Here is a 12053-nt window from a genome sequence, read left to right on the forward strand (position 1 = left end):
GCAATGGCTGAGAAGAAAAGAGGCCTGGGTCGCGGATTGTCGGCGCTCATGGCCGATGTCGCGCCGAAGGAAGAGCAAGCACCGGCATCTCCCGGCACCGAGCGGCGTCTTCCGATCGAGCAGATCGAGCCCAACCCCGAGCAGCCGCGCCGGGATTTCGAGATGGAGCCGCTGCAGGAGCTGGCCGATTCCATCCAGGAGCGTGGTATCATCCAGCCACTCATTGTTAGAAAAGACCCAACTAAATCAAATATTTACCAGATTGTCGCGGGTGAAAGGCGTTGGCGCGCCGCGCAAATGGCACAGCTTCACGAAGTGCCCGTCATCGTGCGGGACTTCTCCGATGAAGAGGTGCTCGAAGTCGCCATCATCGAGAACGTCCAACGCGAAGATCTGAACCCGATCGACGAGGCCCACGGGTATCGGCAACTCATCGACCGCTTCGGCCACACGCAGGAGCACATTGCCAAAGCGTTGGGGAAGAGCCGCAGCCACCTCGCCAACCTCATGCGTTTGCTGCAACTGCCCGAAGATGTTCAGCGTCTTCTCCGCGACGGTCGCCTGTCTGCCGGCCATGCCCGCGCGCTGATCACCGCGGAGAACCCGTCAGACCTCGCCAAGCAGGTCATTCAAAAAGGGCTTTCAGTCCGGCAAGTTGAGAAGCTGGTGAAAGGAGGGGGCGCTTCCAAACCACCAAAGCAGAAAACGGCCACGAAAGATGCCGATACGCGGGCCCTCGAGGCCGATCTTGCCGCCAACCTCGGCCTGAAGGTTGCTATCGAGCATGATTCCTCGGGCGCCGGACGCCTCGCCATCTCCTATCGGGACCTGGATGATCTCGACGCGCTTTGCCGCGTCCTGACGGCTACGCCTCTGGACGTGTCCAGATGAACAGCATCACGCATCCGAGCGTGATCGCCTGAATCAAAAGAACGTGCGGTGGCAGGGCCAGTGCCACCGAGAGACCGAAGACCACAGCGACTGAACCAGTTGCCGCCCACTTTGCCCGGCGATGAATTGCTCCGCTCCGCCGCCAATCCACGATCATCGGCCCAAAGGTTGGATGGGCCAGAAGCCAGTCATGTAGCCGCTCCGAGGACCGGGCAAAGCAAAAGGCTGCTAACAGAACGAGCGGGACAGTCGGCAAGAGCGGCAGGAAGATACCGATCGCGCCAACCATCAGGCTGATCACACCTGCTGTCGCCCAGAGAACGCGCACGTCAGACCATCAGCTCACGAATGACGGCGTTCAGCATCATTCTGCCACGCTGTGTCGTTCGCACCCTGTCATCGGCAAATTCCAAGAGACCGTCGTCGCACAGCGCGCCGACCTTGCCTTCATCCAGGCCGAAGCCAGCCAAGGCACGGTAACGGGACACGGAAATTCCCTCGTTGATCCGTAGGCCCATCATCAGGTACTCGGCCGCTTGTTCGGGACCACTCAGGGCACTTCGGCTTTCTGCGCCATCACCCCCAACGTCACGCAACCACAACCCGGGCGCCGCCGTCGCAACAGTCGCTCGCTTCTGCCCCTCAATCGTCAACCGCCCATGCGCTCCCGGTCCAATACCGGCGTAATCTCCGTAACGCCAATACACCAGGTTGTGCCGCGAAACGGACCCGTTCATGGCATGATTAGAGACTTCATAGGCCTCAAACCCCGCGTTCCGCGTCATCTCCTGGGTGAGCTCGTACATATCGGCACCCAAGTCATCATCGGGCAACCCGCGCAGCTTGCCTACAGCGTAACGATCCCCGAAGGCGGTGCCCGGCTCAATCGTCAACTGGTAGAGCGATAGGTGATCGGCGGCCATGTCGAGCGCCTCTGAGAGCTCGCCCCGCCAGTCATCCAGCGTCTGATGCTGACGGGCGTAGATCAGATCAAAACTGACCCGTCCAAAGTGTGCCTTCGCCACATCAAGCGCTGCCCTCGCCTGAGGCACATCATGCAACCGGCCCAGCGCCTTTAAGTCGTCATCGCGCAAGGCCTGTACACCGAGAGATACCCGGTTCACCCCGGCCTCTGCGTATCCGGCGAAGCGCCGCGCCTCCACGGAAGAGGGGTTTGCCTCCAGCGTTATCTCGATGTCATTGGCGCGCGGCCAGTACTGGCCAATTTCGCCAAGGATCGCGGCAACCGTCTCAGGCTCCATCAAAGATGGCGTGCCGCCCCCGAAGTAAACCGACGAAAGCACGCGGCCTTCCGTTTCTCGGCCCAGTCGGGCGATCTCGCGCAAGTAAGCCTCACGCCAGGCAGCCTGGTCGATCTGTGCTGAAACATGTGAATTGAAGTCGCAATAGGGGCACTTGGCCGCACAGAACGGCCAGTGAATGTAAAGGCCAAAGCCCCCGGCGTGCCAGTCAGCTTTCAAAGCAACCTGCAACGAGCTTCTCGAACGCCGCAGTCCGGTGGGTAAGCGGGCCCTTCTGCTCGGGTGTCATTTCACCAAAGGTCTGATTGTGGCCATCGGGCAGGAACATCGGATCAAACCCGAAGCCGTTCTCGCCGCGCATTGGCCAGACAAGCCGCCCTTCGGCCGCGCCTTCGAAGATCTCGTCGTGACCGTCCGGCCACGCGAGGCAAAGCGTTGCGCGAAAACGGGCAACTCTCGGCTCAGGTGCGCCCATGGCCTCGCACTCTTCCCAAACCCGCGACATCGCCATCGCGAAATCTCGGCCATTCGGTGTCTCGGCCCAATCAGCTGTATAAACGCCGGGCCGTCCGTCCAGCGCATCCACTTCGATCCCGCTGTCGTCGGCCAACGCCGGTAGGCCGCTCTTTTTAGCGGCGAAATGCGCCTTGATCCGGGCATTTCCGATGAAGGTCGCTTCGGTTTCTTCCGGCTCCTCCAACCCCAGCTCTCCGGCGCTCGTCACCTCAACATCAAATGGAGCGAGCAAGGCAGAAATCTCCCGCAGCTTGCCCGCGTTATGGGTGGCGATCACCAGTTTGCTGCCGTCAAACCGCCGCACGCCTCAGCCCTCAACTGCGGCCTTCTGCGCCGCTACCAGTTCGGCCACACCGGCCTCGGCAAGGTCCATCAGCGCGTCGAGCTCGCTGCGCGCAAAGGTGGCACCCTCGGCACTGGCCTGCACCTCAATCAGCTTACCGGCGCCCGTCATCACAAAGTTGCCATCCGTGCCCGCTTCGCTATCTTCCGCGTAATCCAGATCCACCACCGGCTGTCCGGCATAGATCCCGCAGCTCACGGCCGCGACGTGATCAAGGATCGGATCGGTCTTCACCAGCCCCGCCTTCATCAGCTTCTGAACTGCCAGCTTCAGCGCCACCCAGCCGCCGGTGATCGAGGCGCAACGGGTGCCGCCATCGGCCTGAATCACGTCGCAGTCGATCTGGATCTGCCGCTCGCCCAGCGCCTGAAAATCAACGCCGGCGCGCAGCGATCTTCCAATAAGTCTTTGAATTTCCTGCGTTCTTCCGCTCTGCCCATTCTTCGCTTCGCGCCGCATCCGGCTGTGCGTGGCGCGCGGCAGCATCCCGTATTCGGCCGTCACCCAGCCTTTGCCGCTGTTCTTCAGGAATGGCGGCACGCGCTCTTCTACCGTTGCAGTGCAAATCACATGGGTCTCGCCGCATTTGATCAGGCAGGAGCCTTCAGCGTAGCGGGTGACTTCGGTTTCAATCTCGATCGGGCGCATGTCGCTCAGGGCGCGGCCGGAAGGGCGCATTTCAAGTCCTCCTCATGGGTCGCCCCCGTCTAGGCTTCCCCGGCCCCCCGACGCAAGCAAGATTGACCTTCGCCGCCCCGCATCCCTATCTAATCCCCATGAACGACGCCGCGAAACTGCTTGAAGAGATGAACGACCGGTCCCGCGAGGTCTTCCGTCGCGTGGTCGAGAGCTATCTCGCCACGGGCGAGCCTGTGGGCTCCCGCACGCTCACCCGGATTCTCGAAGAGAAGGTCTCAGCCGCCACGATCCGCAATGTGATGCAGGATCTCGAGTATCTCGGCTTGCTCAACAGCCCACATGTGTCTGCCGGGCGCGTTCCAACCCAGCAGGGCCTGCGCATGTTCGTCGACGGGCTCCTGGAGGTGCGTGATCTTGGCGCCGACGACCGCGAGAAGATCGACGCAACGCTGGGCTCCAACGCCTCAGACGTTTCCACTCTTCTTTCGCGTGTCGGCTCCGCGCTGTCCGGCACCACACAGGTTGCAAGCCTTGTCCTCGCCCCGAAGCATGAGGCGGACATCAAGCACATCGAGTTCGTTCAGCTCGGGCCGGATCGTGCGCTGGTGGTGCTGGTGTTCTCTGACGGTCACGTTGAAAACAGGGTGTTCACGCCACCGCCCGGGCAAACCCCCTCTTCACTCCGCGAGGCCGCCAACTTTCTCAACTCATTCGCCGAAGGCCATTCCCTTTCGGAGATGCGCGGGCTGATCGAACGTGAAATCGGCAAGCGGCGCCAGGAGATTGATGCGCTCGCCGCTGAGCTCGTGGCTGAGGGAACGGCCATATGGGAGGCCCAGGGAGAACAGCATGAGCGCCTCGTCGTGCGCGGGCGTGCCAACTTGCTGGCTGATTCCGAGCCGGAAGAGCTCGACCGCATAAGAACCCTGTTCGACGACCTCGAGCGCAAGCGTGACATCGCCGAATTCCTCGAACTCACCGATGAGGGTGAGGGTGTGCGCATTTTTATCGGCTCGGAGAACAAGCTTTTTTCACTTTCCGGTTCATCTTTGGTCGTTTCTCCATATATGAATGCCGACCGGAAGATCATCGGCGCCGTAGGGGTCATCGGGCCCACGCGGCTCAACTACGGCCGGATCGTTCCAATCGTGGATTATACCGCGCAGCTTGTCGGAAAGCTGATCGCGGATCGAGGCAAAGGGTAGAACATGGCTGATCCCAAGCAGGAACCGGAAGAGCTCATCGACATTGATGCGCTCTCCGAAGAGGGTGAAGATGCGGGCGAGATGGACGAGGTCGAAATCCTTCGCGCCGAGCGCGACGAGATGCGCGATCGCTTCATGCGCGCCCTCGCGGATGCCGAGAACGCCCGCAAGCGCGGCGAGCGCGACCGAAAGGAAGCCGAGCACTACGGTGGCTCCAAGCTGGCGCGCGACATGCTGCCCGTCTACGACAACCTCAAGCGCGCGCTCGAAGCCGCGGGCGGTTCAGAAGGTAAGGGCGAGGGCATGTCGGCGCTGATCGAAGGCGTGGAGCTAACGATGCGTGAGCTTCTGAACATCTTCGAAAAGCACGGCATCACCAGGATCTCGCCCGAGGTGGGCGACAAGTTCGATCCGCAGCACCATCAGGCCATGTTCGAAGCACCGCTGCCCGAAACCAAGCAGGGTGACATCATCCAGGTCGCCGCCGAGGGTTTCATGCTCTATGATCGCCTGCTGCGTCCAGCCCAGGTGGGCGTGTCCAGCAATCCCGGCTGAAACGGGAGAGAAGCCCAGTCTAATCGGCCAGCCGTTTCAACTCGTACATGAGTTCAAGCGCCTCTCGCGGCGTCAGCTCGTCGGGCAATACCCCGGCGAGTTTTTCCTTCAGCGCATCCGCCTCTTGCTTCGGGGGTGGCGGCGCCTGCTTTGGCATGGCGGCGAACAGGGGTAAATCGTCAATCAGCTGCACCTTGTCGCCACCCTCACGCTCCCCTTTCTCCAACTGCTCCAACACCATGCGCGCACGAGCCACCACGGCCTCCGGCAGGCCGGCGAGCTTGGCGACCTGTACGCCATAGCTCGCTTCGGCGGCCCCCATCCGAACCTCGTGGAGAAAGATCACATCGCCATCCCACTCCTTCACAGCCACGGTCGCATTCTCAGCGCCATCCAGCTTGGCGGAAAGGGCGGTCATCTCGTGGTAATGGGTGGCGAAAAGGGCTCGGGCGCGGTTCACATCATGCAGGTGTTCCATCACCGCCCAGGCAATCGAAAGCCCGTCATAGGTTGCCGTGCCACGCCCGATTTCATCGAGAATGACGAGGCTGCGGTCGTCCGCCTGATTCAGGATCGCGGCGGTTTCGACCATTTCCACCATGAAGGTCGAGCGGCCCCGGGCGAGGTCATCCGCAGCGCCAACGCGGGAAAACAGGCTGGAGACGAGCCCGACATGGGCGCGCCGCGCCGGAACGAAGCTGCCCGCCTGTGCCAGAAGCGCGATCAGCGCGTTTTGCCGCAGAAAGGTTGATTTACCCGCCATGTTCGGGCCGGTGAGGAGCCAGATATGCGCCCCATCGCCCCCGTCGGAGAGTCCGCAGTCATTCGCCACAAAGGCTTGCCCGCCCTCGCGCCGCAGAGCCGCTTCAACCACCGGGTGCCGCCCCGCCTCTACCTCAAAGGCGCGCCCTTCATCCACCACCGGTCGCACCCAGCCTTCTCCACTGGCCAGATCGGCAAGTGCGCAGGCAAGATCAAGCTCCGCCAGGGCCCTGGCCGCCGCGCCAACGCCAGCCGAAGCCTCCAAGACAGCCTCTCTCAAGGTGGAATAGAGCCGTTTCTCGATCTCGAGCGACCGGCCCGCGGCATTCAGAATCCGCGTTTCCAATTCGCTCAACTCCACCGTCGTGAAGCGGATGGCATTTGCCGTGGTTTGCCGATGGATGAATGTGTCCGAAAGTGGCGGCTTCATCATCTTGTCGGCATGTGTCGCCGTGGTTTCAATGAAGTATCCAAGCACGTTGTTGTGCTTGATCTTCAACGCGTTGATGCCCGTTTGCTCGATGAAGTCCGCCTGCATCCGCGCAATCACCCCGCGGCCTTCATCCCTCAACGTCCGAGCCTCGTCCAGTTCGGCGTCGTAGCCAGTGGCAATGAAGCCTCCGTCGCGCACCAGCAACGGCGGCTCGGCAACCAGCGCCAAATCGAGCAGGTCGGCCAGCTCTCCGTGGCCACGCATCGCTTCCGCTGCCTCGGCCACCAAACCGGGCACCTCTCCGCTCAACGCCTCGGCGAGCACTTCGGCCTGCGCCAGCCCGTTCCGGATTGCAGCGAGATCTCGCGGACCACCCCGGTCCAGCGCCAGCCGCGAAAGCGCCCTGTCCATGTCGGGCACCCGGCGCAGCGCGTCGCGCAACCTCTCGCGGCGCGCGCCACCCAGCGCCCACTCCACGGTGTCGAGGCGCCGCTGCACCTCGCTCAGTTTCCGTGAAGGGGAAGAGAGTCTTCGCTCCAGAAGCCGACCACCCCCGGCAGTCAGCGTCCGGTCGATCGCGGCAATCAGGCTGCCCTCTCGCCCGCCGCTCAGGCTGCGTGTCAGCTCCAGATTGCGGCGGGTTGCGGCATCAATCTGCATCACGCCGCCAACGTCTTCTGCCACCGGCGGGCGCAACAGCGGCAGCCGGCCCTTCTGGGTCAATTCGAGATAGGCCACAATCGCGCCCATGGCAGAAATTTCGGCCCGCCCGAAGGTGCCAAAAGCATCCAGCGTCTTAACGCCCAAGGCCTCACACAGCCTTGCCTTGCCGCCTTCGCTATCAAAGCTCTCGGCAGAGGCATGCGTGGCCGACCCGCCCAGATCAGTGACTGTTTCTGCCTGAAACGCTTCCGCCCGCTCGCTCAGGAGCACTTCGCGCGGCATCAGCCGGGCCAGCTGCGGGCCCAGCATCTCCGCCCCGCACCGCACCACACGAAACGCACCGGTTGAAATGTCGACCCAGGCCAACGCCCCCTCGCCCCGCACTTCGGCATAGGCGGCAAGGTAGTTGTGGCGGCGTGGCTCCAGCAGGCTCTCTTCGGTCAGGGTGCCCGGCGTGACCAGCCGCACCACTTCGCGCCGGACCACCGCCTTGTAGCCGCGCTTCTTGGCTTCTTCCGGGCTTTCCATCTGCTCGCAGACGGCGACGCGAAAGCCCTTGCGAATAAGGGTCAGCAGATAGCTCTCTGCCGCATGCACCGGCACCCCGCACATCGGAATGTCATCGCCGTCATGCTTGCCACGCTTTGTCAGCGCAATATCCAGCGCTTCCGCCGCGGCGACGGCGTCGTCAAAGAACATCTCGTAGAAGTCGCCCATCCGATAAAACAGCAAGGCACCCGGATGATCCGCCTTGATCTCCAGGTACTGCGCCATCATCGGTGTAACTGTTGCAGAACTCACCCTTGCCCCCGCCTGCCGGTTTGGCGGACCATAGCCCCCGCGCCCGGGAGGAAAAAGCCCCGGTGGACGCCCGGGCACGGGCAGACTATTGAGCTGGCGCCCAAGGAGGAGAGACATGGCCAAATCCCGCATCACGCCCGAAGAGGCGCTCAGCTTCCACCTCGAGCCGAGCCCCGGCAAACTCGAGATCAATGCCACCGTTCCGATGACCACGCAGCGAGATCTCTCGCTCGCCTATTCCCCCGGTGTCGCTGTGCCTGTCGAAGCCATCGCCGAGAATCCGGCTGCGGCCTATGACTACACGTCCAAGGGCAATCTCGTCGCCGTCATCTCCAACGGCACCGCCATCCTCGGCCTCGGCAACCTCGGCGCTCTGGCCTCCAAGCCTGTGATGGAAGGCAAGGCGGTGCTCTTCAAGCGCTTCGCCGATGTCGACTCCATCGACCTCGAGCTCGATACCGAAGACGCGCAGGAATTCATCAACGCCGTCAAGCTGATGGGCCCCTCCTTCGGCGGCATCAACCTTGAAGATATCAAGGCCCCCGAGTGCTTCATCATCGAGCAGCAACTCAAGGAGTTGATGGACATTCCGGTGTTCCACGACGATCAGCACGGCACGGCCGTCATCTGTGCCGCCGGCCTGATCAACGCGCTGCACATCTCCGGCAAGAAAATCGAAGATGTCCGCATTGTGCTCAACGGCGCCGGGGCCGCCGGGATCGCCTGCCTCGAACTGCTCAAGAGCATGGGCGCGCGGCACGAAAACTGCATCATGTGCGATACCAAGGGCGTCATCTACCAGGGTCGCACCGAGGGCATGAACCAGTGGAAATCGGCCCATGCCGTCAAGACCGATCTGCGCGAGCTGAAGGACGCAATGGAGGGTGCAGATGTGTTTCTCGGCGTCTCGGCCAAAGGTGCGGTGACGCAGGAGATGGTGATTAGCATGGCTGACAAGCCAGTCATCTTCGCCATGGCCAACCCCGACCCCGAGATCACCCCCGAGGAAGCCCACGAAGTGCGCCCCGATGCCATCGTGGCGACGGGCCGCTCCGACTACCCGAACCAGGTCAACAACGTCCTCGGTTTTCCCTACCTCTTCCGTGGTGCGCTCGACATTCATGCCCGCGCCATCAACGACGAGATGAAGATCGCCTGTGCCGAGGCACTGGCAGAGCTGGCCCGGCAGGATGTGCCCGACGAGGTTGCCATGGCCTATGGCCGCAAGCTCACCTTCGGGCGTGATTACATCATTCCCACGCCTTTCGACCCGCGCCTGATTCACGTGGTGCCGCCCGCCGTCGCCCGCGCCGGGATGGATACCGGTGTCGCCCGCCGCCCGATCGTCGATATGGATGGCTACGAAGCCGCGCTCAAAGCCCGGATGGACCCAACAGCCTCCATCCTCCGCTCCATCCACGCCCGCGCCCGCAACGCGCAGGCCCGGATGATCTTTGCTGAGGGCGATGACGTGCGTGTGCTGCGCGCCGCGGTTGCCTACCAGCGCCAGGGCTGTGGCAAGGCGCTTGTCGTTGGCCGCGAGGATGACGTGCGCGAGCGCCTCGAAGGTGCCGGGCTGGGGGATGCGGTGCGCGAGCTTGAGGTCGTCAACGCCGCCAACACCGAACACCTCGATGCCTACAAGGATTTTCTCTACACCCGCCTCCAGCGCAAGGGGATCGACCGGCAGGATGTGCACCGGCTTGCCGCCCGTGACCGCCACGTTTTCGGGGCGCTGATGCTTGCCCATGGCCACGGCGACGGGCTCGTGACAGGGGCCACCCGCAAATCGGCGCACACCCTGCAACTTGTCGGCAATGTCTTCGATGTTACCCCCGAATCCGGGGCCGTGGCCGTGACCGCGCTCTTGCACCGCGGCAGGATCGTACTGATCGGCGATACCCTGGTGCACGAATGGCCGGATGAAGAAGACCTCGCCACAATTGCCGAGCGCGGCGCCGCCGTGGCCCGCTCTCTCGGGATCGAGCCGCGCGTGGCCTTCCTGTCCTTCTCGACTTTCGGCTATCCCGTCTCCGAACGGGCCGAGAAAATGCATATCGCACCCCAGGTCCTTGATCGGCGCGGCGTGGACTTCGAGTATGACGGCGAAATGACTGTGGACGTCGCGATGAACCGCGAACAGATGGCGACCTATCCTTTCTGCCGCCTCACCGGCCCGGCCAACGTGCTTGTGGTGCCCGCCCGCCACTCTGCCTCCATCTCCACGAAGCTGATGCAAGAGATGGCAGGCGCCACCGTGATCGGCCCGATCCTCACCGGCATCGACAAGTCCATCCAGATCTGCTCGACAACCTCTACCGCGAGCGACATTCTCAACATGGCCGTACTGGCCGCAGCCAAGATCGGATAACTTGGGGGTTCCGTGACCGTTTACAACTTCGGCTCCATCAACCGTGACCTCATCCACGAGGTGCCGCATATGCCCGCCCCGGGAGAAACCCTGGCTGCCACCCGCTACTCGGTGGGGCTAGGTGGCAAGGGGGCCAACCAGTCTGTGGCGGCGGCCAGGGCTGGTGCGAAGACTGTCCATATCGGTGCCGTCGGTCAGGAAGATGGCTGGTCCGTCGCGCAGCTCGAAGGTTACGGCGTCGATGTGTCCCATATCCGCCGTGTCGAGGCCGAAACCGGGCATGCGGTGATATATGTCGACCCACTGGGTGAAAACTCCATCGTCATTCAGCATGGCGCCAATGCCGAACAATCACTCGAGGCGATCGAAGCCGCGCTGGGCGAGGCCTCATCCGGAGACGTGTTGCTGCTGCAAAACGAAACACCGCTCACCGAAGATGTCGCCAAATCGGGCCGGAACAGAGACCTTTTCGTCATCTACTCCGCCGCGCCCTTCGAGCCGGATGCCGTCAGCGCGATGCTGCCCTACGTCGACTTGCTGGTGATGAACCGCGTTGAATGTGAAGAGCTGGAGCGCCGCAACCAGATGCCGCTGGCCGAAATTCCGGTGCCCCATGTTCTGGTCACACTCGGAGCCGACGGCGCGCTTTGGCGCGATCAGTCCGATGGCAGTGTCACCCACGTGCCCGCGCGCACGGTCGAGGCTGTCGACACGACCGGGGCGGGCGATTGCTTCATCGGCACGATTGCCGCCGCATTGTCCGAGGGCATGGAGCGCAAACCCGCGCTGGAACTCGCAACTGCTGCTGCCGCAATTCAGGTCACCCGGTCGGGTGCCGCGCCAGCCATGCCCGACCGTGCCGAGGTTGAGGCCACCCTTTGAGGCCGATTCAACCTCCGGCAAACGGCGCAGCGCTGCCCCACAGCGAACGCACCCGTGCGTCGCGGCCACAGCTGTCACGGTAAAGCTTGTAGGCCTTCGCCTTGGACCGCGGGCCAAAGCGCGTCAGAATGATGTCGTCCTTCTTGTAATAATCCTGGTGGTAGGCCTCGGCTGCATAGAACGGCCCCGCGCTCAGAACCGGCGTTACCACGTCCTTGCCGAGGGCTTTTTCCGCAGCAGCCACGGCAGCCTCCGCTTTCGCCCGCTCGTCCGAGCCTGAAACGAAAATCGCCGTCCTGTAGCTGTTTCCGCGGTCGCAAAACTGGCCCCCTGCATCCGTCGGTTCCACGCTGCGGAGGAAGGCATGAAGGATCTGCTCATATGTGATCACATCCGGGTCGTAGCGCACCTGCACGGCCTCAAAGTGGCCGGTGCCCCCACGCACCACCTGCTTGTAGGTCGGGTTGGCCACGCTCCCGCCGGTAAAGCCCGAAACCACCTCTTCGACGCCCTTCAGCTTTTCAAAGTCAGCCTCCACGCACCAGAAGCAGCCGCCCGCCAGAACAGCGGTCTCAGTGGCAGCCGCCTTGGCGGGGGCGCAGTTGATAGCGATGCCCAGGGCAATCATCAGCGAAAGCAGCATGGGCCGGCCGCGTCGTAATTTCATCAACATGATTCATCCTCCTGTTGCCTGATCCCTCACGTCCGGCAGGCCGACGGTCCAATCACC

The 12053-nt window shown here is 62.8% G+C and carries 11 protein-coding genes; 5 read left to right on the top strand and 6 right to left on the bottom strand.

Annotated features, from left to right (window positions below; genetic code table 11):
* The first annotated feature begins 3 nt into the window (after window positions 1-3).
* On the top strand, window positions 4-891 hold the full coding sequence (locus DYI42_RS01500) for a ParB/RepB/Spo0J family partition protein (RefSeq protein WP_213544143.1): 888 nt from the start codon (window positions 4-6) through the stop codon (window positions 889-891).
* On the opposite strand, the gene DYI42_RS01505 is transcribed toward DYI42_RS01500, so the two are convergent.
* The 4 genes from DYI42_RS01505 to rph are packed head-to-tail and all read right to left on the bottom strand — an operon-like array spanning window position 866 to window position 3690.
* Window positions 866-1219: a YbaN family protein gene (locus DYI42_RS01505; RefSeq protein WP_213544144.1), complete on the bottom strand. Its 354-nt coding sequence runs from the start codon at window positions 1217-1219 to the stop codon at window positions 866-868. The two genes, DYI42_RS01500 and DYI42_RS01505, sit on opposite strands and share 26 nt — an antisense overlap.
* A gap of 1 nt (window position 1220) precedes the next feature.
* Complete coding sequence (gene hemW / locus DYI42_RS01510; protein WP_213544145.1) at window positions 1221-2372, bottom strand: radical SAM family heme chaperone HemW; 1152 nt, start codon at window positions 2370-2372, stop codon at window positions 1221-1223.
* Window positions 2362-2973, bottom strand: coding sequence for an RdgB/HAM1 family non-canonical purine NTP pyrophosphatase (gene rdgB / locus DYI42_RS01515; RefSeq protein ID WP_213544146.1), 612 nt, complete (start codon window positions 2971-2973; stop codon window positions 2362-2364). Before rdgB ends, hemW begins: the two co-directional genes overlap by 11 nt.
* 3 nt (window positions 2974-2976) lie before the next feature.
* A complete protein-coding gene (gene rph / locus DYI42_RS01520) occupies window positions 2977-3690 on the bottom strand; it encodes a ribonuclease PH (protein ID WP_213544147.1) in 714 nt (237 codons plus the stop codon).
* A gap of 98 nt (window positions 3691-3788) precedes the next feature.
* Between rph and hrcA the strand changes: the two genes are divergently transcribed.
* Both hrcA and grpE read left to right on the top strand, forming a co-directional pair.
* The gene (gene hrcA / locus DYI42_RS01525) at window positions 3789-4856 is read left to right on the top strand and encodes a heat-inducible transcriptional repressor HrcA (RefSeq protein WP_213544148.1); all 1068 of its coding nucleotides are present in this window, start codon (window positions 3789-3791) and stop codon (window positions 4854-4856) included.
* A 3-nt stretch (window positions 4857-4859) separates the two neighbouring features.
* The gene (gene grpE, locus DYI42_RS01530) at window positions 4860-5411 is read left to right on the top strand and encodes a nucleotide exchange factor GrpE (RefSeq protein WP_213544149.1); all 552 of its coding nucleotides are present in this window, start codon (window positions 4860-4862) and stop codon (window positions 5409-5411) included.
* Between the two features lie 19 nt (window positions 5412-5430).
* Here the strand turns inward: grpE and mutS are convergent, their stop codons facing one another.
* A complete protein-coding gene (gene mutS, locus DYI42_RS01535) occupies window positions 5431-8046 on the bottom strand; it encodes a DNA mismatch repair protein MutS (RefSeq protein WP_213544213.1) in 2616 nt (871 codons plus the stop codon).
* A gap of 139 nt (window positions 8047-8185) precedes the next feature.
* On the opposite strand from mutS, the gene DYI42_RS01540 reads away from it, so the two are divergent.
* Together DYI42_RS01540 and DYI42_RS01545 are read left to right on the top strand one after the other, a co-directional pair.
* Window positions 8186-10441: an NADP-dependent malic enzyme gene (locus DYI42_RS01540; RefSeq protein WP_213544150.1), complete on the top strand. Its 2256-nt coding sequence runs from the start codon at window positions 8186-8188 to the stop codon at window positions 10439-10441.
* Window positions 10442-10453: 12 nt separating this feature from the next.
* Entirely contained in the window at window positions 10454-11323 is an 870-nt protein-coding gene (locus DYI42_RS01545; protein WP_213544151.1) for a ribokinase, read from the top strand.
* Window positions 11324-11330: 7 nt separating this feature from the next.
* Here the strand turns inward: DYI42_RS01545 and msrA are convergent, their stop codons facing one another.
* A complete protein-coding gene (msrA, locus tag DYI42_RS01550) occupies window positions 11331-11996 on the bottom strand; it encodes a peptide-methionine (S)-S-oxide reductase MsrA (protein ID WP_213544152.1) in 666 nt (221 codons plus the stop codon).
* Window positions 11997-12053 lie beyond the last annotated feature (57 nt).

It is taken from the genome of Vannielia litorea, assembly GCF_018424695.1.
In the GTDB taxonomy this organism is placed as follows: Bacteria; Pseudomonadota; Alphaproteobacteria; order Rhodobacterales; family Rhodobacteraceae; genus Vannielia; species Vannielia litorea_A.